The organism is Bradyrhizobium sp. 137, from assembly GCF_023074095.1.
GTDB lineage: Bacteria > Pseudomonadota > Alphaproteobacteria > Rhizobiales > Xanthobacteraceae > Bradyrhizobium.
Genome location: NZ_JADPKU010000067.1, coordinates 46,229 through 71,153 on the forward strand (window position 1 = coordinate 46,229; position 24,925 = coordinate 71,153).

23 protein-coding genes and 1 pseudogene are annotated in these 24,925 nt (G+C 63.9%); 14 read left to right on the top strand and 10 right to left on the bottom strand.

Annotated elements, in window-relative coordinates; all coding sequences use genetic code 11:
- Positions 1–6: 6 nt before the first annotated feature.
- Entirely contained in the window at positions 7–666 is a 660-nt protein-coding gene (locus IVA78_RS21285) for a hypothetical protein (RefSeq protein ID WP_247467546.1), read from the top strand.
- A 295-nt stretch (positions 667–961) separates the two neighbouring features.
- On the opposite strand, the gene IVA78_RS21290 is transcribed toward IVA78_RS21285, so the two are convergent.
- Positions 962–2,644 (bottom strand): DNA polymerase/3'-5' exonuclease PolX, encoded by a 1,683-nt coding sequence (locus IVA78_RS21290; RefSeq protein WP_247467548.1) that lies wholly within the window; start codon positions 2,642–2,644, stop codon positions 962–964.
- 558 nt (positions 2,645–3,202) lie between these two features.
- Between IVA78_RS21290 and ligD the strand changes: the two genes are divergently transcribed.
- The 4 genes from ligD to IVA78_RS21310 all read left to right on the top strand — a co-directional run bounded on the left by ligD (position 3,203) and on the right by IVA78_RS21310 (position 5,088).
- A complete protein-coding gene (gene ligD / locus IVA78_RS21295) occupies positions 3,203–4,093 on the top strand; it encodes a non-homologous end-joining DNA ligase (protein WP_247467550.1) in 891 nt (296 codons plus the stop codon).
- A gap of 35 nt (positions 4,094–4,128) precedes the next feature.
- Positions 4,129–4,434 carry a hypothetical protein gene (locus IVA78_RS21300; RefSeq protein ID WP_247467553.1) on the top strand — a complete coding sequence of 102 codons (306 nt, stop codon included), beginning with the start codon at positions 4,129–4,131 and terminating at the stop codon, positions 4,432–4,434.
- Entirely contained in the window at positions 4,431–4,601 is a 171-nt protein-coding gene (locus IVA78_RS21305) for a hypothetical protein (protein ID WP_247467556.1), read from the top strand. The genes IVA78_RS21300 and IVA78_RS21305 overlap by 4 nt, the downstream gene beginning before the upstream one ends.
- 301 nt (positions 4,602–4,902) lie before the next feature.
- Positions 4,903–5,088 carry a DUF3606 domain-containing protein gene (locus IVA78_RS21310; RefSeq protein ID WP_247467559.1) on the top strand — a complete coding sequence of 62 codons (186 nt, stop codon included), beginning with the start codon at positions 4,903–4,905 and terminating at the stop codon, positions 5,086–5,088.
- A 3-nt stretch (positions 5,089–5,091) separates the two neighbouring features.
- On the opposite strand, the pseudogene IVA78_RS21315 reads toward IVA78_RS21310, so the two are convergent.
- Positions 5,092–5,887 (bottom strand): annotated as a pseudogene (locus tag IVA78_RS21315) (3'-5' exonuclease).
- Positions 5,888–6,207: 320 nt separating this feature from the next.
- On the opposite strand from IVA78_RS21315, the gene IVA78_RS21320 reads away from it, so the two are divergent.
- The 3 genes from IVA78_RS21320 to IVA78_RS21330 all read left to right on the top strand — a co-directional run bounded on the left by IVA78_RS21320 (position 6,208) and on the right by IVA78_RS21330 (position 8,169).
- Positions 6,208–7,134 carry a Ku protein gene (locus IVA78_RS21320; RefSeq protein WP_247467562.1) on the top strand — a complete coding sequence of 309 codons (927 nt, stop codon included), beginning with the start codon at positions 6,208–6,210 and terminating at the stop codon, positions 7,132–7,134.
- A 45-nt stretch (positions 7,135–7,179) separates the two neighbouring features.
- The gene (locus IVA78_RS21325) at positions 7,180–7,908 is read left to right on the top strand and encodes a DUF72 domain-containing protein (protein ID WP_247467564.1); all 729 of its coding nucleotides are present in this window, start codon (positions 7,180–7,182) and stop codon (positions 7,906–7,908) included.
- A gap of 96 nt (positions 7,909–8,004) precedes the next feature.
- Positions 8,005–8,169, top strand: a complete 165-nt coding sequence (locus IVA78_RS21330; protein ID WP_247467566.1) for a hypothetical protein — start codon at positions 8,005–8,007, stop codon at positions 8,167–8,169.
- On the opposite strand, the gene IVA78_RS21335 is transcribed toward IVA78_RS21330, so the two are convergent.
- Positions 8,166–8,435 (bottom strand): hypothetical protein, encoded by a 270-nt coding sequence (locus tag IVA78_RS21335; protein ID WP_247467568.1) that lies wholly within the window; start codon positions 8,433–8,435, stop codon positions 8,166–8,168. The two genes, IVA78_RS21330 and IVA78_RS21335, sit on opposite strands and share 4 nt — an antisense overlap.
- Before the next feature lie 239 nt (positions 8,436–8,674).
- Between IVA78_RS21335 and IVA78_RS21340 the strand changes: the two genes are divergently transcribed.
- Entirely contained in the window at positions 8,675–10,366 is a 1,692-nt protein-coding gene (locus IVA78_RS21340) for a recombinase family protein (RefSeq protein ID WP_256468131.1), read from the top strand.
- A 213-nt stretch (positions 10,367–10,579) separates the two neighbouring features.
- Here the strand turns inward: IVA78_RS21340 and IVA78_RS21345 are convergent, their stop codons facing one another.
- From IVA78_RS21345 to IVA78_RS21360, 4 genes are all read right to left on the bottom strand, one after another.
- Positions 10,580–12,736, bottom strand: a complete 2,157-nt coding sequence (locus IVA78_RS21345; protein WP_247467571.1) for an exonuclease domain-containing protein — start codon at positions 12,734–12,736, stop codon at positions 10,580–10,582.
- Positions 12,737–12,809: 73 nt separating this feature from the next.
- Entirely contained in the window at positions 12,810–13,547 is a 738-nt protein-coding gene (locus IVA78_RS21350) for an SOS response-associated peptidase family protein (protein WP_247467573.1), read from the bottom strand.
- Between the two features lie 2 nt (positions 13,548–13,549).
- Entirely contained in the window at positions 13,550–13,999 is a 450-nt protein-coding gene (locus tag IVA78_RS21355) for a hypothetical protein (RefSeq protein WP_247467575.1), read from the bottom strand.
- An 11-nt stretch (positions 14,000–14,010) separates the two neighbouring features.
- Complete coding sequence (locus tag IVA78_RS21360; protein ID WP_247467577.1) at positions 14,011–14,418, bottom strand: hypothetical protein; 408 nt, start codon at positions 14,416–14,418, stop codon at positions 14,011–14,013.
- A gap of 136 nt (positions 14,419–14,554) precedes the next feature.
- Between IVA78_RS21360 and IVA78_RS21365 the strand changes: the two genes are divergently transcribed.
- Together IVA78_RS21365 and IVA78_RS21370 are read left to right on the top strand one after the other, a co-directional pair.
- The gene (locus IVA78_RS21365; protein WP_247467579.1) at positions 14,555–15,766 is read left to right on the top strand and encodes a patatin-like phospholipase family protein; all 1,212 of its coding nucleotides are present in this window, start codon (positions 14,555–14,557) and stop codon (positions 15,764–15,766) included.
- Positions 15,763–16,722 carry a hypothetical protein gene (locus IVA78_RS21370; RefSeq protein ID WP_247467581.1) on the top strand — a complete coding sequence of 320 codons (960 nt, stop codon included), beginning with the start codon at positions 15,763–15,765 and terminating at the stop codon, positions 16,720–16,722. Before IVA78_RS21365 ends, IVA78_RS21370 begins: the two co-directional genes overlap by 4 nt.
- Positions 16,723–16,737: 15 nt before the next feature.
- On the opposite strand, the gene IVA78_RS21375 is transcribed toward IVA78_RS21370, so the two are convergent.
- A complete protein-coding gene (locus IVA78_RS21375) occupies positions 16,738–18,993 on the bottom strand; it encodes a ThiF family adenylyltransferase (RefSeq protein WP_247467583.1) in 2,256 nt (751 codons plus the stop codon).
- Between the two features lie 2 nt (positions 18,994–18,995).
- Complete coding sequence (locus tag IVA78_RS21380) at positions 18,996–20,126, bottom strand: hypothetical protein (protein ID WP_247467585.1); 1,131 nt, start codon at positions 20,124–20,126, stop codon at positions 18,996–18,998.
- Positions 20,127–20,272: 146 nt separating this feature from the next.
- On the opposite strand from IVA78_RS21380, the gene IVA78_RS21385 reads away from it, so the two are divergent.
- The 3 genes from IVA78_RS21385 to IVA78_RS21395 are packed head-to-tail and all read left to right on the top strand — an operon-like array spanning position 20,273 to position 22,087.
- Positions 20,273–20,869, top strand: coding sequence for a hypothetical protein (locus IVA78_RS21385; protein WP_247467587.1), 597 nt, complete (start codon positions 20,273–20,275; stop codon positions 20,867–20,869).
- On the top strand, positions 20,859–21,284 hold the full coding sequence (locus IVA78_RS21390; RefSeq protein ID WP_247467589.1) for a hypothetical protein: 426 nt from the start codon (positions 20,859–20,861) through the stop codon (positions 21,282–21,284). Before IVA78_RS21385 ends, IVA78_RS21390 begins: the two co-directional genes overlap by 11 nt.
- Complete coding sequence (locus IVA78_RS21395) at positions 21,284–22,087, top strand: ImmA/IrrE family metallo-endopeptidase (RefSeq protein ID WP_247467590.1); 804 nt, start codon at positions 21,284–21,286, stop codon at positions 22,085–22,087. Before IVA78_RS21390 ends, IVA78_RS21395 begins: the two co-directional genes overlap by 1 nt.
- A gap of 50 nt (positions 22,088–22,137) precedes the next feature.
- On the opposite strand, the gene IVA78_RS21400 is transcribed toward IVA78_RS21395, so the two are convergent.
- Entirely contained in the window at positions 22,138–24,915 is a 2,778-nt protein-coding gene (locus IVA78_RS21400; protein WP_247467592.1) for a phospholipase D-like domain-containing anti-phage protein, read from the bottom strand.
- Between the last annotated feature and the right edge of the window lie 10 nt (positions 24,916–24,925).

Sequence of the window (24,925 nt, forward strand, 5' to 3'; positions counted from 1 at the left end):
TCGAGGATGTCCAACATCTACAATTCGTTTGCGAACGTCGTGAAGATCACCAGCGAGCTCTCGACCCTCCAGCAGTCGGCTCGAGATTTATTTCAAGCGCCGGAGGGATACGGCCTCTCTTCGTTCGCGTGGACTCCGCATGAGAAAATGGCGGACCACGAGTGGGTGTACGTCTGGTCAGCCATCGGTGCGACGGTTTTTGCTGAGGGACAGAAAAAGAACAAACCTATCGGACGCTTGCTCCTTTGCATGGACCTGTTCCGACAAACCGCTCCTGCCGTCGTCCGGACCACGTTGCCTCATTCCACAGAGAGCTTCCTGACTTGCGTCTTCATCGCCGGCAACAACGTCACTGACAAGACCTATGATCCGGTCTCCCTTCAGTTCACTACGGACGGGTGGCCCGTCCTCGCAGATTTGTTTGTAGCTCACGAAGGCGGCAGATTGATCCAATATTTGGAGCCAGAGGAGCAGGACAACGCGGACTGGACGAAGCGCGCTTGGCTGTTCGCGGTACCGCTCTCGGCAATGCCTGATCGGGATCAATTCCGTAAGGAACTTGTCGATCCGTTCTGGAGCGCAATCGCGAACAAGACCTCTGGGACTATTTTTCCGGAGAATAGTGCTGCCTGCCGATTTCCCCTTGCGCGATCGTCTATTGGTTGAGCTGCCAGCACGCGCGATTTTTGCTCGCGCCCCGGCCGCCGATAGTCCTCATCCTTCCTGTCGCTTCCTCCCTGTCGTGAATCATGCGATCAGTGAACCTGCCGGAGATTGGGCAGGCCAGGTCGGCGACGAGCGAGTTAGCGATGCTTGACGAAAACGCCAGCGGCGCGTCGCCTTCGACGCCATGGTCTACCACCAAAACGATCTGATCCCGTGGCTGCTTGCTGTGGTGGCCGTGATCGGCGGCAACCGCAACTACCCTTCTCTCGGGTGAAAAGGGCGTGCACGTGTGACATCAGGCAGCTCGGGCGAGCGAGCGCCGCTTCTGGCGGAGGTAGCGCGTGATATCGGGAAGCGGCATCGCGTTCAGGACCCGGTCGGCAGGGACGCCGCCCTTGCGGGCCATCTCGACGCCCCAGTGCATGTGGTCGAGTTCGGGGATCGAGTGCGCGTCCGGATTGATGCTGAGCATGCAGCCGAACTCGAGCGCAGCCTGGTGCCAGCGCCAGTCCAGGTCAAGCCGCCATGGATGGGAGTTGATCTCGACGACGACGTCGTGCTTGGAGCAGGCCCGCAACACCTTCTCGATGTCGATCTCGTAGCCGGGCCGCCGCTGAAGCTGCCGCCCCGTCATGTGGCCGATGATAGTGGTATGAGGATCGGAGACGGCGCGAAGCAGTCGCTGCGTCTGCGCTTTGCGATCCAGTTTGAAGCGGCCGTGGATGCTGGCGACAACGAAATCGAAACGCTCCAGCACGTCATCCGGATAGTCGAGCGAGCCGTCGGCCAGGATGTCTGACTCGATGCCTTTGAGTATCCGGAAATCCTTGCCGAAGCGCTTGTTCAGGCGGTCGGCTTCCCGCTGCTGCTGCGCGATCTCCTCGACGGAGAGACCGCCGGCGTAATGGGCGGATTTGGAATGGTCGGCCACGCCGAAATACTCGAAGCCTCGCTGGCGCGTCGCCTTCGCCATCTTCTCAAGGGTCTCGGTGCCGTCGGAGGCATCGGTGTGGCAGTGAAGGATGCCGCGCAGGTCCTGGTCGGTGATGAGCTTCGGGAGCTTGCCTTTCAGAGCCAGCTCGACCTCGCCGCGGCCCTCCCGAAGCTCGGGGTCGATGAAGGGCAGACCGAGGGCGCGGTAGATCTCGACCTCCTCGCCGGCGATCAGGGTCCGGTCCTTGTGCAAGCCGTCGGTGTCCAACCGCATCCCCTTCTCGGCGGCCAACGCTTTGAGCTGCTCGATGTGGGAGGCGGAGCCGGTCGCGAACAAAAGCGTGGCGCCGAAGTGCTTGCGGTCCGACAGGCAGATCTGCAGTCCGTCCGTCGGCGACGGCTTCGCCGCCTTGACGGTCTTGGGGGTCTCGGCAACGATTGCGAGATCGCCGACGAGTTCGCAGCCCCGTCGGAAGTCGCCGGCGATGGTGACGCGCTTCAGCTGGGGCTGGGACTTTTGGATCGAATCCTTGGCGTGCGCCAGCAGGGAGGCGGCTCGGTGCAGATGGAGGCGGCCTTCTCCACTTTTTGCAATGGCCAGATTTTGCAGGATCTTGGTCTGCAGCGCGGCACCGAGCCCCTTGGCCTTCTTGATGCGGTCATCCTTGGCGGCGGCCTCCAACTCGGAGAGCGAGCCGATGCCTAGAACCTTGTACAGGCGCAGCACCTTGTCCGGACGAAGGCCGGGCACAGCGAGCATCTCGAGCACGCCCTCAGGGATCTCCTTCCGCAGCTTTTCCAGGCTCGGATGAGTGCCCGTCTTGTGCAGCTTGGTGATGATCTCGGCGATCGCCTCACCGACGCCAGGAATCTCGATAAGCCGGTCCTCGGCGATGAGCACATCGAGCGGATCAGCAAGGACGGCCAGGGAATCTGCGGCCCGAGAGTAGGCTTTTGCGCGGTACGGGTTGCCGCCGCGCAATGCTGTTCGCTGCGCATATTCTCGAAGGAGGGCTGCTACAGCGCGGGTGTCGAGGACTGGCACTCAACTAGCCTCCCGCCCCACGTCCTGCGATCCCGGTGAACCGACACGGCGTTGAGCGGTCGCAGCGACGTCAAGCTCTCGATCGAGAGACCTCTCGAGCTTCTGCGCTGCGCGGAAGTCCTCGAGGTGCTGCATGTTCGGAGCGTAAGCAGCCTCCTTTTTGAGGAGGTTATAAATTCGCCCAGCCAAGAGCTGCAGGTGCTTCATCTTGCCTTGCGGCATCGAGCGAGCCTTGCAAAGAGCTCGGACGGCGTAAGCGCGGACGTAGTCAAAAGCGTCTGACATGATCTTGGTCAACGCTGGGGCGCGCCCATAGTTCGTAAGGGCCTCGTTTGCGGTCAAATAGGAACAGCGGAGCGCGGCGTCGCTCACTCTCGGGGCGGCGCGGCGGCCTAGCGGGGCCCCGGAACACATGACAGCTTCCGAAGTTTGAAGAGTCGTTGAGTAAGGTAGGTAGACTGCCCGCCGCCGGCCCCAACCCGGCGGTAGGTTTTTTGTGAGTGGCGTAGCGTGGCGAAGCGTACAAAGGCACCGGCGGCGAAGCCGGGAGGCCCCGAGATGCCGGGGTTCATCTCACCCCAACTTGCTACCCTGAAGGCGAAGGCGCCTTCGGGCGCGCAGTGGATTCACGAAATCAAATACGACGGCTACCGCGTCCAGCTCCGGATCGACGGGGACGATCGCCGAGCCTTCACGCGCAAGGGTTACGACTGGGTCAGCAGGTTCTCAAGGATTGCGGGCGCCTTCGATATCGAAGGACCGGCCATTGTCGACGGTGAGGTGGTCGTCATCCATGAGGGGCGCACGAACTTCTCTGAGCTGCAGGCGGACCTGGGCAGAGGCGATCAGGATCGCTTGCTCTACTTCGCATTCGATCTGCTGTGGCTCGACGGTAGAGATCTGCGCAAGGAGCCGCAAATCGAGCGCAAGAGGCTGCTCAAGGATCTGATCGAGCAGCACGACCTCAAGGAGCCCGTGCTCTATAGCGAGCACCACGAAGAGGACGGCCAGGCACTGTTCGCCGCGGCGAGCAAGCTGAACTACGAAGGCATCGTCTCCAAGCGGGTGGACGCACCTTACCGATCGGATCGGGTGGAGGCCTGGCAGAAGATCAAAGTCGTTCAGAAGGGCAAATTCCCTGTGGTCGGCTTCATCAAGGACCCGTCCGGCGTGGCCGCTCTCTATCTGGGCAGGAAGGAAGGCAAGGACCTCGTCTACATGGGCAAGGTAGGCACGGGATGGAGCCGGACAACGTCAGCGCAGATCCGCAAGGCGCTCGACACCGTCGTGAGCCCGAAGCAGAAGCTGACGAAGACCATCCGGAAGCCGAAGGCCACTTGGGTCGAGCCCAAGTTCTTCGCAGACATCGAGTACCGCGACATCACCTCCGAAGGCCTTCTGCGGGCCAGCTCTTTCAAGGGCCTGAGCAAAGGAACGCGGCGTTCATAGCCGCGTTTTCCCGCGGAGTATGTGGAGTACCGGTCATGGATCCGGAAAGGCGAATTGCGAAGGCCTTGGAAGACGCACAAGGCATCTTGGCCCGGCATGTCGAGCCCGGCCCCAGAAATTGCGCGCAAACCATAAACAAGCTGCTGGACGTGCTCGACGACGAAGCCGTTGTGCAGGCGATCGAGGACTCGAGAATGGAAAAGCCTACCCCGGAACAGCTCGCCGAGCTCAAGAGGCTCAGCGCGATCGCGCGCGTGCCCGATGAATCTGAGATCGTGACCTCCAAGGAGGAGGCCGAGATCCGGATACGAGATCTGCAGGAAAAGGCGAGGATCGAATGATGCCTGACAGGCCGATCAACGGTGTCGAGCCCGAACGCTCCGAGGACGATATCCAGCGTGAACAGCTTGGTCCCCGCGGGGTCCCCGGACGGGAAAGTCCAGCGAAGATGACGCCCCAGCGGGAGAAGAAGACGCCGAAGGATGTCGACCCCGGACACCCCGCGTGAATCCTATGGAAACGTTCGATCCGGATCGTGCCTGCCAAGTACATGATGGGCTCAACGACCAGATGATCGAATGGAGACCTCAATGGGCTGAGGTGTACCGCGAACACGGCACCACGTGGGATGAAGGGGTCGTATCCTGGGACGGGCTGTTGCTGGACGGGTGGGTTGCCATCATGCACAGGCATCCCTGCGGCCGTTGAGCCAGCCTTCGTCCCTTCGGCCCAAATGCGGCCTCGTGACGGCAAGGAACCACGCGAATCCTTGCGGCGTTGGAACGCATCATTCGCATCAGGAGGATCCGATGGCGGCAGTTAAAAAGACGACGGCACGCGGTCGCAAACAGGACCGGGCGCGCGTGGCCGGCGGACAGAAGCACGAAGTGGCATACGAGGCCAAGAAGAGCGGCCGCTCGGCATCGGCCGTGAAGAAGGCGGTCAAGAAGGTCGGCAACTCCCGCAAACGAGTCGAGAAGCGTCTCGGCCGCTGAGCCTCATATCCGTCCGGAGAAGCGCGTGAAAGCGGTCAGCCTCTGCACGGTGGGATCGACATCCTGCATGTAAATTTGCGTCCGCAGGAACGATATCTCGTCGTCCAGGGCAGTCACGTCCACGTCGATGAACCAGGACTTGGGCCTGCCGTCGCTGCCATCGTTCCAGCGATAGCCCCTGCGCTTCAATGAGTCCTTGAGCTCGAACGCGGTCTGCTCCGCCCAGACCCGCATCGTCGGCTTACGGGCGGTCTCCAGCAGGAGCGCCAATGCCGGCGAGCCAATCGTCGGCAATTCGAACGCCAGGACCTCCAGCAGGGCGTGGCAGTCGTCGACGGCCCTATGTGCGTGGTGGAAGTAGCCGGCTCCGTTCAGGAGATAGCCGAGTTGCGAGCCTGCGAAACCGTGCTTGCGCCAGTCGATCTCGCTCATGCTGCAGCCCCAGGCCTTGTGCTCGAACACGGGCCAGTAGCGTTCGGCGAATTTTCTGTCAAAGCCGCTGTTGTGCGCGATCGTGATGACTGCACTTTCGACGAAGGCGGCGACAGCGTCATCATCGAATTTGTGTCCGGCGACCATTTCGTTCGTGATGCCGGTGAGTGCCGTCACTTCCGCAGAGATGCGCGCTCGGCTCGTTGAAGGCGGAGAAGGTGTCGCGCACCCCGACGATCCGCCCATCCTGAGTGTAGTCGAACTTCACCATCCCGAGCTCGATGATCTCGTCCTTGGCGTGGTCAAGGCCGGTCGTCTCGGTGTCGAGCAAGACGCCGGTCCTGACCTCCTGTTCTGCTGTCGCAATATAGGTCGGTCAGGCAACCAGGCGCCTCAGGATCCGGTAGTCGGGTGACCGGCTTAAAGCCTCAGCCATTGCGGCCAAGTCCACCTGTTCCAGAGTATGCTCTTCTCTCGGGGGCTGGGTCAGCGCGTCCATGGACCCACAATACCGGCCGAAAGCTCCACGAGGTACCTGGAAAACAAGCGAATCACGACGTTTTCGGACGTGCCCGAGGGCGCTGCGGGCAGATGGCCAATTTTCCTGTTGGCGCTCCCGGAGCATGTCGGAACCGGCAGGCTCCGTTCGTCTTGAATCCAGCACCGTCCCTCCGGAGTACCGCGTTCATGGCCCCCCGCGCCAATTGGAAAGGCTTCCTGCGTTTGTCACTCGTGACCTGTCCGGTGGCCCTCTATCCGGCCACGTCAGAAAGCGAAAAGATCTCCTTCAACCAGCTGAACCGGCAGACCGGCCATCGCATCAAGTATCTGAAGGTCGACGCTGACACCGGCGACGAGGTGCCCAACGAGGACATCGTCAAGGGCTACCAGCTCGAAAAGGATCAGTTCATCGAAGTCACGAAGGAGGAGCTCGAGGAGATCGCGCTGGAATCCACGCGCACCATCGAGATCGACGAGTTTGTCGACAAGTCCGATATCGATCCGCGCTACCTGATCCGCCCCTACTACATCCGGCCCGACGGCAAGGTCGGGCACGACGCCTTCGCCGTTATCCGGGAGACCATCCGCGAGATGGACAAGGTCGCTATCGGGCGCGTCGTGCTGACAAATCGCGAGCACATCATAGCGCTGGAGCCGATGGACAAGGGCCTGGTGGGCACGCTGCTGCGCTACCCCTACGAGGTGCGCAGCGAGGCCGAATATTTCGACGAGATCCAGGACGTCAAGGTCACCAAGGACATGCTGGACCTCGCCAAGCACATCGTGAACCAGAAGGCGGGGCGGTTCGAACCGGACAAGTTCGAGGACCACTACGAGAGCGCGCTGGTCGAGCTCATCAACCAGAAAAGGGCCGGCAAGCCGATCGTGCCGAAGGATCGGCCGAAAGGCGACAACGTCGTCGATCTGATGGACGCACTGCGCAAGAGCGTCGGGAGCGCAGCGGCCGAGACCGAGGCTGCAAAGAAACCTGCCAAGAAGGCGAAAAAAACGGCCGCGGGTCAGAAGGAGATGCTGATGCCGATCGCCGGCAAGAAGCCTGCGAAGGACGCGGCGAAGAAGCCTGCAGCAGGAACGCGGCGGAAGTCGGCTTGAGATTGAGAATCACCGGGTGACGCTCCATGGCGGTTGTAGACTGACATGGAAGAGGACGCGCATGTCAAAGCCGAGCTTCGGATCGGAACAGCGGGGTGGAATGTTCCTCGAAGCTGTAAGGAAAGGGTTGGCGGCGCAGGTAGCCACCTTGAACGTTACGCGGCGGTGTTGAATGCCACCGAGATCAACTCATCCTTTCACAGGCCGCACCGGCGCTCGACGTACGAGAAGTGGGCGAACTCGACGCCGGATGACTTCCGATTTTCAGTCAAAGTCCCTAAGTCCGTCACTCATTCGAACCAGCTTGCGCGGGCTGAACTCGATCGGTTCATCGAAGAAAGCGCCGGCCTCGGTGCGAAGCTCGGGGTTTTGCTCGTTCAGTTTGCGCCTCGCAAGATGTTCGTTGAATCAGATGCGGAAATCCTGTTCGGCGCACTGCGGGAAGGGACCTCAGCCGCTCTCGCTTGCGAACCACGTCACGTCAGCTGGTTCACGCCCGAGGTCGGTGCTTGGCTCAGGGAGCGTCGGATTAGCCGCGTCGCTGCGGACCCGGCGCGCGTGCCCGATGCCGACCTGCCGGGCGGGTGGCCGGGATTGCATTATTTTCGGCTGCATGGAGCGCCGCGCATCTACTACTCCGCCTACAACCGGGCATACCTTGGCGCGCTGAAGTCACGGCTCAGTGCTGCATCGTCCTCAGGCGAGGCCTGGTGCATCTTCGACAACACCGCCGCCGGCGCCGCGCTCCAGAACGCACTCGACTTGCTTCCTTGAAGGGCCCGCCATGGACGACGGGCGGGCCCACCCGGGTTAATACGGACTTTTAGGGCCACCGGGCGTTTACCTTGGTAGGCTACGACGTTCCCCATCATGGATAACGACTTCGAGCCCAAGGACCGTGCGGAAGAAGCGGTGAAGGAGGCCCTATCGGCCGATGGCTCCGAGCGGCAGCGCTGGCTCCAACTCGCGCAGGCTTGGCTCGAACTCGCCCGCATCCGCTGCCATCCGAGCGGTGCGGCAGGGCAGCCGAACTAATCTTTGCCTGGGGGGCACTCCGGGCACGCATCACCGATAGAACCCAAAACCTCGCGCACTTCCTCGACGGCCTGATCCGGAGACAAGCCCTCGGGCGGCTCCTGCCTGGCGATGTCCAACGCGTGCTCGCGCGCATGAGGGTCGGCCCGATCCCAAGCCCAGCCGTGCTCCTCGCATTCGCGGATAGCGCCCGCCTCCTGCAGCACGTGGATCGCCCAGCCGCGCAGCGTCCGGATCGCCGGTCGTCTTTCCTTCGTCATCAGCATCGACATCGCTCCTGCCAGGACGAATCCTGCCCCCGCCTGCCCGTTCCGGGCGGTTAGCACGGGTCAGGGATTCGCAATTGGTAGGACTGAGGCTTGTCCCCCTGTTCCGCGTCGCTGTGCATAAACCAGAAGCGCTGGCCGGATGGACCGGGCCGTCTCAAGTTTGATCGGCGTTGCCAGCCCGAACGCGCAAGGTGTATTTGCTAGGCTTGGTACCTCTGAAGTAGCAGGAGGGGTGTATGGGTAACTGGCTCGTCGTTCCCAAGGGGACAGGCCTGGCGAGGCGGACCCGAGCGCGTCGCGCCGCGCAATATGTCCGGATGTCGAGGGAGCTGCAGCGCTACTCGATCAAGAACCAGATGGCAGCAATCGCCACCTATGCCGAGGCGAACGCTCTTACAATCGTCCGCACCTATTCGGACGAGGGCCGCAGCGGCCTCCGGATCAAGGGACGGCCCGGTCTGATCGAACTGATCGAGGACGTGCAGTCGGGGCAGGCTGATTTCGACCACATCCTCGTCTACGACGTCAGTCGTTGGGGCCGCTTCCAGGACGTCGACGAGAGCGCCTACTACGAGTTTTTGTGCAAGCGGAGCGGCGTTCAGGTCGAATACTGCGCGGAGCTCTTCAAGAACGACGGCACATTCGTTTCAGGGATCGCGAAAAGCCTGAAGCGCGGCATGGCCGCCGAGTGGAGCCGGGAACTCTCGGTCAAGGTGCATGCGGGACACTGCCGGGTCGCGAGCCTTGGATACCGCGTCGGCGCTCCCGTGGGCTACGGCCTGCGGCGCTTGATGGTCGACGAGAGCGAGCATCCGAAGGGCTTCCTCGAAAAGGGCCAGTTCAAGGCTTTGCAATCGGACCGCGTTCGACTGCAGCCCGGCTCCGCCGAGGAGGCGGCCGTGGTCCGGATCATTTTCGATCAGTTCGTCAACGGCCGGAAATCGTACAGCGACATCAGGCGCCAACTGAACGACGCCGGCATCGCCAATCACAACGGTCGGCCGTGGACCGACGGCATGATCCCGACCATCCTCGCGAACGAGAACTACATCGGCAAGACCGTCTACAACCGTACCTCGCGACGTTTAGGGCAGAAGCTGGTCAAAAACCCGGATCACGCCTGGGTCCGGGGCGCTGCGGCGATCGAGCCTATTGTGGATCCGGGCATCTTCGCACGCGCACGGAAGTTGCTTGCCGAGCGCCGAGTTGAGATTCCGGAAGACGAGATGTTGTTGCGCCTTCGCCTTGCGCTCCGTCGGCGCGGTAAGCTCAATTCCCGCATCATCAACGAAACCCTAGGACTCAATCACGTCTCCTCCTACGTGAAGCACTTCGGTTCACTGCGCAAGACCTATGCGCTGATCGGCTACGTGTCGCCGCGCGACTGCGACTGGATCGACACCCGGGAGTTTTGGGCTGCCGAGCAGGCGAGGCACGCAACCGAGCTCGCGGAGGTGTTGCGAAAGGACCTTGGTCTTCGGCCGGAGCTCGCTCAGGACGGGATCGGCGTCGATGTCGAAGGCAGGCGGATAGTTTCGTTTCTCGTCGCGCGACGGCTGGCGCGACGGGGAGAGGATCACGCTGCGCAATGGAAGGCCTATCGAAGGCAGATTTCATCGGGCCTGCTTGCCGTGATGCGGTTGGATGCGGCAAATCGCAAGATCGAGGATTACGTTCTACTGCCTGCCTCGTTGAGGTCGGGACGCTACGTCTGGCTCGCATCAGGCTCCCTTCGCCGCCATCGCGGAGCGCTTTACCGGGAAAGGGGGGCACTCTTCGCGGCCATCAAAGCAGCGCTGGCAAAAACCACCCATGCCGCCCCAACCAGCTCAGCACCGCCGAAAAAGCAATCGAGATCAGGCCAGCCCAAAGCCAAGGGCTTCGGCGCGCGGCGCTCACGGTGCGGAGGTACAAAATCGCACCGATGAGAGTGCCGTAATTCCTTCGGAAGTCACCGTTCAGTTTCGCGATCTTGGACAATTCCGAGGAGGTGTCCACGTCATTCGCCATCGGGCTGGCTCCTTCGTCTCCCTAGGACCAGCGCCTTATGAACCACTGTTTTGCCCGACGGAGCAAGACAAAATTTCGCCTTATCGGAATTCTCTCGAGCCGTTTCCAAGCCACCCGATCGGCTCGAACCGCTAGGCGGCCTCGCCGATATATCTCTCCGCACTCCGCTTCTGGTTGATGAGATTCAACAACTGGGCGGAGGCCCGCGCGTCGCATAGGGCGCGGTGGTGATTGTCGAGTGATATGCCGTAGATCCCGCAGAGCTTCCCTAGTCCGTAGGACTTGTGTCCCGGATAGCGCCGCCGCATCCCGGCACATGTGCAGAGCTTCGGAAATCTGAAGCGACGCCCGATCCGCTCGAATTCGTAGGAGAGGAAACCGTAGTCGAAGCTGACGTTATGGGCGACGAAGATGCCGTCGGCCATGAACTGCATGAAGGAATCCGCCACTTCGGCAAACAAAGGAGCGTCGCGAACCATCTCGTTCGTAATGCCCGTCAGCTGGACGATCTTGGCAGGAATGGAACGCTGCGGGTTGAGGAGAGAGTGCCACTCGTCCACGACCTGGTGGTTGCGGACCTTCACCGCTCCGATCTCGGTGATGCGGTCGCCGTTCGACCATGAGCCGGTGGTCTCGATGTCGACCACCACGTAGTCCTGCTCGGGGTCGAAGCGGTAGTCGACCCGACCGATCTCAGCCACAATGCCGGCGTCGCCGAGTTGGCGGAGGCGGGTCAGCTGGTTGCGGCGGAACACGTCCCCTTCGGCCTTGACCTCCATGAAGGACGCCTTGTCGTCCTGGACCAACATGAGGTCGGGGAAGCCGTCGCGCATGCCGCGGAAGTCGTCGCACATGCTGCCGAGGATGCTGGCGATGCCAGCCGGATCGGACCCTTCGAGCAGCGCGCGCAGCGCCTCCACTTGCACGTGATCCCAGCTAAACATCCCGTTCGGGCGGCCCCATCTCGCTGCGACGGTGCGGAGGATCAACGGGAGGGCGGATCCGGACGCGATGACTGCCAGCTTTTCGTCGATTGTCGCGGCGAAGAGCCGGCGGAAGCTGCGATCCTTCAGGCAGTGAGGTAGCCAATCGAACCCGCTGGGCATCCGGGTGCTCTCGAACAGCTCGTCCCAGAAGAGCAGGCCGAACAGGCTGTGCCACAGCACATTCTCGGTGAAGAAAACCTTGATGCCCTCGCGCCGCAGCACGCCGGCGACGCCCGCCTCGGGATTGCCGCGATGGGTGTCATCGACACCGATCGTGCGGCCGGACCGCAAAAGTTCGGTGTAGATCCCTGTACGCCTGCCGCCAAACTTACGGGCATAGAAGTCTGTGGCGAAGAGGTGTTCGCCATCGCTGGCGGGATCCTCGATCATCCCCTGCAACAGCGCTTCGGCCTCAGCCTTGTCGCCCGTGTTGTAGAGCAGGCGAACCAACCGCGCGTTGCAATCCGGAGACGGCTCGGCGCGGTAGAGCTGCCGGGCGAGATCGCTCTCGCCCGCTTTCTCGAAGAAGAACCCAGTCTGATGCGCGGCTCGGCTGCGGAGATCGGCGGCGAACTCGGTCGTGCAGGCGGGTCCGCCGAGCACGTCGATGGCGGCCCGTCTGTGGGCAGCCTCCGATCCGTCCTCCAGACTGTCCAGAACCTGGCTGTAATGGAACGAGGCGAGCGCCTCCTCGGCATCGGTGAAGCGCGCGCTGAACGAGGTCTCTTGGTTGGTGCGGAGGATTCCCAGATCGCGCAGCGCGAAGTTCTTCAGATCCACCTCGGTCTTGCCGAAGTAGAGGTAGAGCAGAAACTCGATGGGACGCGTACCGTCGAGCGCGATGAAATTGCGCGCCCCACAGTGCTGCGCGGCGACCGAAAATGGTATTCGCTCAAGGTAGTACTCGATGAACTTCGGCTTTGACCAGGACTTCCGGACGTCTCCACGCCCGGCCGCCTGTGCACCAGTCACAAGGACGTCCTTCGGCAGGCACGAGACGAAGACCGCATAGTCCCCCTCGCCGAGCTCGCGTGCCTGACCGGCCGCGGTCAGATCGGATGCCGCCCGCTCGACGTCATCGATCTCGGGATAGTTGAACAGCGATCGGTTGAATATGGCACCGCGCCGGTTGATCATGCGGACCAACAGGCATCTCGCATCCCTCGAAAGACCCTCGAACCGCCCTATAAAGGCGTGATGCTCCGGACCAAGCACGGGGGCATAGGTCCTCTCCACGAACCCCAACATTTCAGCGAAGTGGTCGAGATAATAGTAGACGGGCAGTTGCGGCAATTTGGCCAAGCGGACCTTCGGGGCAGAATCGTTGTTCTATTTTTGTTCGAGGGCCACCCTCAGAGTCAAGCGCCTCGACAGGCTAAGGGTGACCAGAGCCGTCCATCGGCGCCGTGTCTTCCTTCACGCCGCGAGCGACGATCCGGAGTGTCCCGTCCGGAAGAGGGCGCTGCAGCTTCAGGGCTTCCTCGGCGGGTGCCGTCATCCAGGTTTCGACCTCGTCCCGCGTCGTGAGGATCACCGGCATCGCCTTCGGATGGATGGCGAAGACTTCGGCGTTGGCCTCCGTCGTCAGGAATGCGTAGAGGTCGTTGGTAGTCTCGCCTTCTTTGACCTTCCTGACCGATGTCCAGTTGGTCCAGATGCCGGCGAAGCAGGCGAGCGGGCGGGTCTCGTCGAACGCGAACCAGATGTCGCCGCCCTCGGCCTTGTTGAACTCGCTGAACGAGTTGAACGGCACCACGCATCTATTCTCGACGCCGAGCCAGCGCGTCCAGTGCTTCGACTTCACGTTTCGGATGTTTGTGGTGCCGCTGTCCGGCTCCATCCGCAGCAGCTCCTTGAAGTCGACCCTCTTGCCCTTGGCCTGCAGTTTCTCGGCCCGCTTCTTCGTCGCGTCCATAAGCGCCTTCGACGACGACGGCATACCCCATCGGGCGGTGGTGACCTCCCGACCCGCAGCGCCATTGCGGACGATCGGCGCCGTGTAGTCGGGAAAGACGCCTGGCATCGGCGCGAGATTGCCGACGTAGCGGTTGACGACGCGGAACAGCGCGCTGATGGCGGCCTGGTTGGTAGTAATCGAATACAAATTGCACATCGTCAGGTCTCCGGAGCGGCCTGGCGAGGGCGCTGCGCCAACTGTAGCAGCGTGGCAGCAGGTCGGCGATTGGCCTTGGCGCATTTGCTGCAGCGAAGCCGGCTCGCTAGGTCGTGGACAAACGTGGTCGGCGGATGGCGCAGCGCAGCCAAATCGACGTCGCGCTTGTTCTTGCAGCGCGAGCATTCGATTTCGAGCCAGGGATAACCACCGTTGATCGCCTGGTCGACAGTCGGCGACGGGTAGATCGGGCTGCCGTCGGCCCACATCCGTTCGTTCCAGGATTCGGCGAGCAACTTGTCGGCCTGACGGATCAGGGCCTCGCCTTGGGCGCGGGCCTCGGCGGCTTGGGCGGCGAGGATGCTGGTCATGGCGCGGGCCCGGCCGAGCTCCTTCTGCAGCGCCTTGCGGTCGCCTCCGGAGAGTGGAGTCCCATGATGTTTAGGCGCCATGGTCGACGCGGTCAGTCGAAGGACGGCCAGCAGCCGTCTTCCTCATGGCGGCCGGTCCGATTAGAACAGGTATTGTCCAGCAGGCGCTGGCCGACGTCCCGCCAGATGGCGTCCCGACCGTACAACCTGACGGCGTCGGCCTTCTGGATTTCGACGGTTCTGTTGCAGCGCCGGCAGGCGACCCGCAGCAGGTGCTGCGGGACATCAGCCAGCCGACGCGTCTGGATGCCGGGCGCGGCTTGGCGCGATCGGCCGCTGTCCGCGCGCGGGTCGTCCAGGAGCGCCTGCCAGTATTCAGGAGGCAGGTCGTCATCCGGAGCCAGCCCGCGCGCTGGCGGCGCGTTCCTGCCGACGTGGCGAGCCATCATGTCTATTTGCTTCCTAGTCGGCATGCGCCAGCTGGCGGGGCGGTCGGTCATTTCCCAATTAGAACATAACAAGAACAAAAGAGTCCAGCCTGCGATGTCCGCATCGTTCGATTGCCGCGCCTAACGCGATATCGACCGTGCGGACCGGGAAGGCGTTCTGCCGATCAAAGCCTTTTGGAGCCCGCGCGTGGAAGGAACCGACACCGGCGAAGTAACGACATCGAACCCCCGCAAGTGGAGCGCGCCGCGTATTGGCCTGGCCCTGTCGGGCGGTGGCGTGCGGGCGGCGACGTTCCACATGGGGGTTTTGAGACGCCTGGCGGCCGAGGGCCTGCTGGAGCAGGTGTCGGTGGTCTCGACGGTCTCCGGCGGCAGCCTGGTGACGGCGGCCATCATGTCCGGATCCGGGATGGTGTGGCCTTCCTCAACGGACTACCTGACCAAGGTCTACCCGGCCGTCCGGGCCAAGATGACGTCCTGCGATCTCTTCAGTCTCGGTGCCATCGGCTGGCGCGGACTGCTCGACTTCAACGTCGGTCTGATCCGCGACCGCGCATCGGTGCTCGCACGGCTCTTGGAGCGGAACTGGGGCGTTTCCGGCTCGCTCGCGGACCTGCCCGACGCGCCTCACTGGCTCATCAACGCGACCTGCATCGAGACCGGCAAGAACTGGCGCTTCGCCAGGCGGGAGATGGGCGACTGGAATTTCGGCCGCCACTACGCGCCAGAGGTGCCGCTGGCGGTCGCAGCCGCGGCGTCCGCCGCGGTCCCCTACGTCATCGGCGCGGTCGATCTCCCGCTGCCGCCAGCGGGGTGGTGGGAGACCGATCCCGCCACGGGCAAGCAGGTCCGCATGCGCGCCCCGTCCCGGGACCGGGTCCGGCTGTGGGACGGCGGCGCCTACGACAACATGGGCCTCGAAGCGGTCACCAAGCCGGGTAAGGGCCTGCGCCATTGCGACTTCCTGATCTGCAGCGACGCATCCGGTTCGCTGCGGCCGCCGGGAAGGTCGCCGCTGGGGGCGCTGCTCGGCGGCAGGCTGTCGAGCCCGCGCCTGTTCGATGTCGCCGGCGACCAGATACGCGCGCTCCGGTCGCGGGTGCTGATCGCTGACATCGCGTCCGGCACCGTCGACGGTGTGTTGCTGCGGATGGGCAATTCGGTGCGGGCGGTGGACGTCAAGAACGGTCTCGGGCGGCCGGTCGGCTTCTACGACCGCTTCCAGACCGACGAGCAGGCGGCAATGGCGCTCCAGTATCCGACCGATCTCAGGGCGCTCTCCGCCGCGGGATTCGACGCGCTCGCCAGGCACGGATTCGAGGTCGCCGACGCGACGCTGACCACCTACGCCGCCCCGCGGTTCGGGACGCCGCACTACTGGGAGGACCACTGTTCATGAGAAGCATCCGCACGCGCTTCCGCGCCTACCACCTGGGATCCGCGGGATCGTCGTTCTCCTACTTCGCCGACGGGCATTTCACGATGATCGAGGCCCGCCTGACAGAGGAGAGCCGCGCGCAGGTCGAGCATGAGATGACCGTGCGGTGCGGCGTCGACCACGCCGACGTCCTGCACATCACCAGTTGGGACGCCGATCACTGCAACAAGCACGAACTTCCGGACCTGCTGAATCTGATACGGCCGATGAAGATCGAGTGTCCCGGCTACGATCCGTACAAGGACTCCGGCCATGGCGAGGAATGCCTGGAGATGATCGCCGAATACCGGTCGAGGCGCCGCAACACCGGCACGACGCCGATCATAAGGCACATCACGCCGCAGTACATCCAGGGCCTCGAGCCGGCTTCGGCGAAGGCGTTCCGGGACACGCTCTACAACCCGGTGCAGATCTTCGAGAACGCCAACGACAACTCGACGGTCAAGCTCTTCCGCAAGGGGAGCTTCAACGTCCTCAGTCTCGGCGACGTCATGTCGCCGATCATCGGCGCCAGACTCCGGCGCCAGCGCGTGCTGAGGAGCGAGGTCGACGTGATGATCCTGGCGCATCACGGCGCCGACAACGGTTTCACCACCAAGAAATTCCTGAACCACATCGAACCGGAGGTGGCGATCTGCTCGTCGGACTACGACAACATGTACGACCATCCCCGCCAGGAGATCCGCGACCTGCTGCACGAACAGGGAATCCACCTGAAGACCACGAAGACCGGCGACGTCATCGTGCGCTCGACGGGGGACCACACCGGCGGCTACGAAGTGATCAACCTCATCGGGCGGTCGACGAAGGAATCGTCGCGCGTCGAAGGCCTGTTCTCCAAGAAGAGCGGCATCCTGGACGCCAACGGCGACACGCTCCGCCAGCGCTACGGCGCCAAGCGGACCTGGCCGCGCTGACCGCCGCCGCCCGCGCTATCGCGACATGTCGGCCTTGAGGGATTCCAGCGTCGTGCCCATGCAGACACGGATGCCCTCGTCGCCGACGATGATCATCAACGCGGGACATCCGTCGGACGCGAGGCTGTCGGTCAGCCATGCGATCTGCGCGACGTCGATGGTGCTGGGGTCGGTAGAGTGGTGGCGCGGGTGCGAGTGCCACTCGCCGACGTACCTGACCTGGTCGAGCGTGCGCTCCATCGCGGCGAAGACGCGCCGCCCGAGGCCGCCCGTACCTCTCTCGAAGAGGGCGAGCGATCCGCGGCTGTCCGGCGGTTGGTCCCACGCGTCAACGACGTCGATGCGTTTCGCGGCGACGTCAACCACGCCCATCAGCACGCCGCCGGTCTCGACCGGAAGCCTTTCCGCACGCATGCTCCGGAGCCGCCGCTCCACCTCCGGATCGAGGACGATCTGCCACAGCGACGCGTGGCGGAGCGGCGGCTCCACGCGTCTGGTGACGACGCCGACGGCGCCGTCCTCGGCGAGCGACCAGACCCGGACGAGCGCTTCGTCCCGGTCGATGGCCTTCGACAGGCCCGTGGCCGCCAGCCCGCTGAGGGTGATCGCCCTTGCCGCGGGAATGCGGTTTGTCACCGAGCGGCAGGCGCCAGCGTAGGGAATCGCGTCGGCCGACTGAGACAGATGGTCGGCGAGTTCGCCCCTCGCCAAGATCTCCGCGTAGTACGCGGCTTCGAGCGCCCGCAGGTCGACCTCGCCGGCGCGGTCCTGGATCAGCAGCACGGCAGCGGTGCCGGCCGGATTGAAGAACGCGCTGGCGCGGCGGGCGTCCGTCTCCAGATCCGAGATCGCGCGCGCGACCGGAACGGAGGCCGAGGTGTCGATGATGACGTCTGCGGCGGCGAGCGCGTCGGTCAATTCGGCGTCGTGCGGTTCAAGGAAGTCGGCGACGATCGCCTTGCAGGCGATGCCGGACCGCAGCGTGCCTATCCTCGCGGCGAGATGGTCCGCCTTGAAGGCGCCGGACGACTGCAGCGTCAGCGTATGCCGCGCCAGGTTGTGCGGCAGCAGGTAGTCCTTGTCGACGACGGTCCAGGAGAAGCGCCCTTCGCGGACGAGCGCCTCGCAGAGGTTCGATCCGATGGATCCGGCTCCGACCATCACGGCCTTGCGATCGTCAGGGGCATCGAGGCCGGACATCGTCGCCGCCGTCCGGGCGTCGAATTCGCCGTGCGCGATCGCGGTGCGGAGCACGATCGTCGCAAGGCCGCCGGCGCCCGTGACGGCCGGCACGATGTGTCGGACGAAGCCTTGCGGGTCGCCCACGTCTGAGCGGTTCTCGAGCAGGCGGCCCATCGCAACGCCGACCTCGCCGAGGGATTGGTCTGTCACGAAGGCCAGATTGTCGGTGCGTGTCGTTTCTCCTGACGCCGGGTCGGTCACCGGCACCTTCAGCATGACGGCCAGTCTCGACGCGAAGCGGAAGGCGTCGCGCCGCTGCACGCCGGCCCATCCGTCGATCCTGGCGCCGAGATCCGCGACGAGGTCGATGCCGTGTCCGCGCAGTTCGGCCGCAAGTCCTTCCAGGGTGGTCGGCACGTGCCGCAGCCGCCGCATGTGCTGCGGCGGGATCGCGTAGGAGGTCATGACGATGCCGCCGACGGAGACGGACCCGTGGCGCTCGGCCGAATACGTCTCCGCGATGATCACGGGATGCCGCTTGCCCGCCTGGATGAAGCCGACAAGATCAGCGTCGTCGACCGCCGACGCGGGCAGGATGATCTCGAAGGTCGCTCCGGTGAAGTAGGGATCCGGCGCCCGGCCGGCTTCGTGGAGTTCTCCCATCCCAGCCAGCTTGAACCAGTTCAGGATGCGGTACAGCAGGCCTCCCGCGGTGTAGGTCAGCCTCGCCTCCACCCACGGGCGGTCGTCGACGCACAGGCAGGCGGGGATGTGCTCCGGCACCCAGTTCTGATGGGGCGTGTCCGGAAAGTCGGCCCGCAGGGCCAGCACGATCGGCGGTGCGCCTTCCTTCGGAAACAGGATCGCGATGGGTTCGGTCCGGTCCAGCGGGGACGCGGGCCGCTGCGGGCGGCCCGTCCGGACGTCGAGCACCAGCACTTCCGCCTGTCCGGACCGGCGGGCTCCGCGGATCTCGGCGACGCCGCCGCCGTCGGTCGACAGGAGGCGGATCAGCTGCGAGGCGAGCGGGATCCGCAAATCGTGCGGATCGCACTCCTCGCCCCACAGACCGAGCCACGGGTGCAGCATGGTCAGCCCGCCCGGGCCGAGGTCGACGTGATGGTGCCGATCACGGTCGGCGCCACGACGCTGAGGCGGGTGCCGCGGCTGGTGATCTCGACTTCGAGCGGCTTGGGCGACGTCGCGTTCGGCGACTCCATCGTGACCTTGAAGTCGCCGGCCTTGTCGTCGACGACGCGCCGGTGGTGGTTGGCGGCCTGGCGGTGCGGCGGCTGGACGTCCTTGTCCTCGGTGGTGCCCTTGACCGGGATCGGCAAGCTCGGGGACACGATGATGCATCCCTCGCGGCTTCGGTCCTCGAACAGCCACTTCACGTCCGGCACCGCGACGGTCTCGTCGGTGCCGCGGTCCGGGCCGAGGGACAGGTAGGAGCAGTGGTGGAAGAGCTTCAGCACGTCCCAGAGCAGCCGGTCCTCCCGTCCGTGACGCTTCGTCGTCTGCACGATCTTGGAGAGGGTGTCGTAGTCGACGTCGGATCCGAAGATGGCGTAGGTTTCGTTGCCGCCCTCGTCCAACGTGGCCTGGAAGACGATGGAATCCTGGTTGCGGTCCTCGACCTCGCGGTCGTTGACGCGCCAGGCGAACGGCGAATGGACGAAGAACTCGGCCCGGGCGCCGCCGGTCTTGCTGAACCCCGGCACGGTCTGGCCGGCGTCCACGATGCAATGCTCCCGGTCGGCCACCGTCAGGCCGCGCGAGGCCAGAAAGTCGTGGAGGCGCGCCGGCCGCGAGAAGACCTTGATGCCCTCGCCTTTCTCCAGCCGGTAGCGCGCTTCCTGCCGGATGACGCGGGCGTCGCCGTCGAGCCCGTCCTCGGTGATCACCGCGGCCGGCACCCACATCTCGTTCATTTTGATGCGGTCGCCGCCCTGGTACTTCGAGGCATGGCGGAACCAGAAGAAGTCCGCGGCACCCTTCACGTGGTCGGTATCGAGGTGGGAGAAGCAGACGACGTCGTAGTCGTCGCGGTCGGTGTCGTCGAGCGCCCGCCGGAGCAGCGCCGGCAGGTCGCACCGGCGGTCGGAATCGTCGTCGGCGCAGCGCATATTGGCGTAGTCGATCAGGATTGTCTGGCCGTTGGCCAGGTCGATCCGGGTGGTATCGGCGTTGCCGAGGGGAAAGAAAGTAATCTTCGCGGTCATTTGACCTCTCTGGGTTGTAGGTGGCGGGAACTGTGTCATCATGCGTTTAGGCGCGCCCTCGCGGCCCACGCGGACATCGATTTTTCTTGTCCGCGCCGGGGGGCGGGCCGCGCCTAAGCCGGAGATGGCAAGGTTCCAGGGAAGAGATGCCGAACGCCGTGATGGAGGAATCAGCCGAAGGCCAGCCGGACGGTGGGACTTACTCGCCGGACGAGCTCCGGACGCTGATCGCCGCGTTCACACCGTTGGACTGGCTGCGGGTCAGGAAGGCGGCGATCCACTTCTCCAAGCGGTGCCGTCTCGAATGGCGCGAGCTTCAGAACGAAGCCCTGGTCCGAAGCCTTGACGGCCGCCGGAACTGCCCCAGGAATGTTGCGGTGACCACCTTCCTGGGAAACGCGATCCGCAGCATCGCCTCGGAGGCCGACGGGTCCGAAGGCCACGTGCATCTTTCCGAAGCGTTGGAGGCGCAGCAACGCGCGGCTTCTGGACTGACCGACTTGACGAAGCCAGCCGATCCCGCGGCTTCGACCATGGACGCCCAAAAGATCCTGGCCGAGGTCGTCGCTGCCTTCGACGGAGACGCGACGGCCGAGATGATGTTTGATGGGATCATCGACGGGGTCGAAGGCCAGGAACTCCGGGAGTTGCTGGAGCTCCCGCAGAAGGACTTCGATTCCAAGAGGCGTTTCGTGCGCCGCCGCCTGAACGACTATGCCGAAAGGAACCCCCATGTCCGATGACAAGAAGGCGAGGGATCGGCTCGAACGGATGGACGACTTCGTACTGGACGATCTGTCCTCAATTTCGGACGAGGAGCTCCTGAAGGAGGCGATCGAGGACGGCGTCGACCTAGAGGAGGTTGGTCGGGCCGGGCTTGCGGCGCTTGATCGGGCCCAGCTCGTCGTCGGAAGGCGGCGCATGGCGGCCATTCGGCGCGAGATAGAGCAGGATTCGAGGAGACCGCCGTTGCGGCCAGTACGGGGCGCGTCACAGGCCAGCCTCCGAGGCATACTCGCTCGAAACCAGGAGGCGGCCAGCAAGTTGACGATGGCGGCCCGCAATGAGACCGGATCGCTCGACGACGATGCCGAAGGGATAATGGCCGACTTCATGGAATTGGGAGCCATTCCGGGGGAGGGTGAAGGAGAGAGCTAATGAGCTACTCGGCACCCGAACGGTTGTTGCGCTCGTTGGGGATAGAGAAGCCCGAGGAGATCGACCTGGAGGCCGTCGCATGGAGCGTGGGCGCGAAGGTGAAGTATCGGCCGCTCAAATCGTGCGAAGCGCGGATCTGCGGATGCGGCGACAAGGCGATCATATCCGTCGACGACACCAAGATCCCGCAGCGTCAACGCTTCTCAGTGGCGCACGAAATAGGACATTGGACCTACCATCGCGGACAGCTTCTCGTCTGCCGCTCGAAGGACATCGGAAGCTTTGGCGGAAGGGGAACGACCAATCCGGAATCCGTGGCCGACCAGTTCGCGTCGGAGCTCTTGCTGCCCGCTTACATCCTTCGGCCCATCATCGCCCAATACAAGGTGCTGAATCTCAAAACCGTCAGCGACATCTCTACCGCCTTCAAGGCGAGCCGCACGGCAACCGCGATCCGCCTGGTCCAAAGCAATAAATTCCACGCGATGCTCGTCTGCCACGGCAGGAACGGACGGAAGTGGTTTCTCCGGCCCCCCTGCGTTCCCGACCGCTGGTTTCCGCGCGACGAACTGGATCGGGAAAGCTATGCCTTCGAGACTCTCTATGGCTCCAAGGTCGAACAGACGCACCCGCGGAAAATCGATGCCGACGCCTGGTTCGACCGCCGCGGCGCCGAGCGCCACCAGATGTTCGAGCACACGTTCCCTCTGCCGAACGACGAGATCCTCACTCTCCTAACGTTCACGGACGCGGAGATGATGGAGGAACAAGACTCTTCCTGGTCCTATAAGCGAAGATACTGAAGATAGCGCGGTGAATTCATGAGCTTGCGTTTAACATAAGCCGAATTCGCTCAGGATATCTCACTCCGCTCCCGCTCTCCCCATCCGCGCGACAGCCGTTGCTTCACGTCATGCCGCGCCAACACCTTCTCGCAAAGCTCCCAGCGCTCGCCCTTAGGCGTTACGTCGCCCGCATAGCGCAGGTCGAACGCGTTCGCCTTGGTTCGTCGCGCCGTATACTCCTTCAGGCGAGCCTCGAGTTCTTCCTCATCCTCGATCCAGTCGTCGTCGATGACGTCCGGAAGCGTGCCGAAGATGTCGAAGCGGTTGCGCATCCGTTCGGACAGCTTGGCGTACACCTTCTCGTCCACGGTGGGCTGCAGCACGCCGTGGTACAGGAGGTTGAGCATGTCGACGCGGTCGCGGCGCTGACCGAAGCGCTTGATGCGGCCGATGCGCTGCTCCAGGCGGCTGGGATTCCACGGCAGGTCGATATTGATCAGGGTGCCCAGCGTCTGGAGGTTCAGGCCCTCGCAGGCCGCATCGGTGGCGACCACCAGGCGGATGGTGCGCTCCTTCACCGCCCGCTTGATCTGCTCGCGCTCGACGCTCTTCCACTCGCCGCTGATGAAGATGCCTGACTTGCCGGCGCCAGCGTAGACCGCGATCGGCTCGCCCGGGATCCGCTGCGTGAGCGCCTCGCCCACCCATTTGGCGGTGTCGAAATATTGGCTGAAGATGATGCATCCCTTCGGCAGCCAGGGATCCGGACGCTCAAGAAGGAAATAGAGGACCGCGTCGAGCTTGGGATCGGTCGGATGCGGCGACAGGACGTCGATGATCGCCTGAAGCTGCCGGACTTCCTCGCCCACGAAGTCGAGATTCTCGTCGCCGAGTTCGAGTTGCATCTCCTCGTCGTCGAGAACGCGCCCGGATAGCAGCTTCTCGGCGGTGGCCAAGCCGCTGGCGTAGCTCGAACAGAGCCGCTGCAGCATCAGGCTCCGCATGAAGCCGGCCGACTTCTTGCGCTTCTGCAGCGCTTTCGTGAACTTTTCCGCGGCGACGTACGCCGCGTCGAAGGCGCTCGACGTCCGCAACCCGAGACCGTCGAACATGGGCGGCATGTGGGCGCCGGGCAGCGGGTGAATGTCGACCGGGATCCGTGGGATCAAGCCGAGTTCCTCGAGCGTCGAGCGCTTGCGCAGAACGACGTGCCTGACGACGGGATTGTTGCGCTGGAAGAATCCGAGCGAACCGCGTGGCGTCAGGACGTCGTCGACGAACTGGTCGCGGCAGAACTGGTCGTCGATCTCGCTGAACGGGGTCGAGGAGACGAAGCGGTTCTTGGCGAGCGCCACGGCGTCCCGCATCAGCCCGAAGATGACCTCGTTCTCAGCCGCTGCGGGGAGCGGATTCCGGAACAGCGTCCAGGCTTCGCGTTCGTCAGTGACCTGCTGCTTGCCGCTGATGACCGGTACGCTCTTTTCGGCCGACCGCCACTCGCTCCAGGCGTCGCCGAGCACGTGCTCCGCCCCCATGCCGAGGACCTTGAGGAGGTCCCAGAGGTCTTCGACGTCGGTCTGGATGGGCGTGGCGGTGCCGAGCAGGACGTGCCGCGCCCGCTTGGCCACCTCGTGCATGAAGGACAGCAGGTTGTTCGGCGCCCGCTCGTCCGCGTCCATGTCGTCCTTGCCGCGTGCCCGGTGGGCCTCGTCCAGGATGACCATGCCGAAGGACTTCGACATCAGAAGACGGCGTTCCTCCGTGTTGTGGAAGATCAGGCCGGTCGAGACCAAGGCGATCTGGCGGGGGCACTTGGTCACCCCCTCCGGACCGATCGAGGGCATCGGGATCTCGTCCGGATCCAGCCGCCAGGCCTTTTCCGTCGAAAGCCAGACCGCCGACGGGATGTTCAGCCTGTCCTTGAGCTCAATCTGCCACTGGGTCGTGAGGGTGGCCGGGCACAGGATGAGCACGGGCCCATCGCCCAGGAGAGCCGATACTAGGGCCGCGCCGGCGAGCGACAGCGTCTTGCCGACTCCGACCTCGTCCGCAAGCAGCAGCCTGACGTCGCCGTAGGTCTCACGGTGTTCTAGGAACAGGCCGACGAAGGCCCGCTGCCACGGCATCAACTCCTCACCCTTCCGATAGATGTCCGCCTCGACGAGGGCCGCCGGGGCGACTTCTTCGGGCTTCAATTCCTCGAGCTGGACCTCGACACGCCTGGCGCTGCGGCCGATTTCCTCGACGATCGCGTCCGGCAGCGGCTTGCCGCGTTCCCAGAGGGCCTCGAACTCCTCCTCCACCCAGGCCACGCCGTCGGCGGAGGTGTCCTCCCAGACCATTTCGTAGTTGCTGGTCCAGCCTTCCCGCGTCTCGTTGAGGCTGCCCATGAACGCCGACGCAGCGCCGTCCGGACGCCGGATGACGCCAGCCTTGCCGTGCACGAACGGAGCGTCCCGCCGCGAGACTACTCTGATCTCGACGTTGCCGCGGGTGAGGATCTCAAAAAGCCGCTTATAGCGGGGGCGACGGAAGAAGCTCTCGACGGCGTCGTCGACCTCGTTCCACTTCTCCTTGAGCAGCTGCTCGCGGGCCTTCTGGGCAGCGTCGATGTCGAGCTGGTCGAGGTCGGAATTGCAGACGATCCGGACCTTGCCGATCGTCTCGACCTCTTCGTTGATGAGGTCGAAGATGGACGACCGGAAGTAGCCGGCGATCCGGCGATATTCTGAAGCGCCTCTAAGCTGGTCCTTGAGGTAGACGTGCGAAAGCCGATGCGTTCGCGACGAAAAACGTTGCAGGTTGCCGCCCCCGAGGAGGCCGGTCGTGCGGCCAGGCGCCTGCATCTCCATCTTC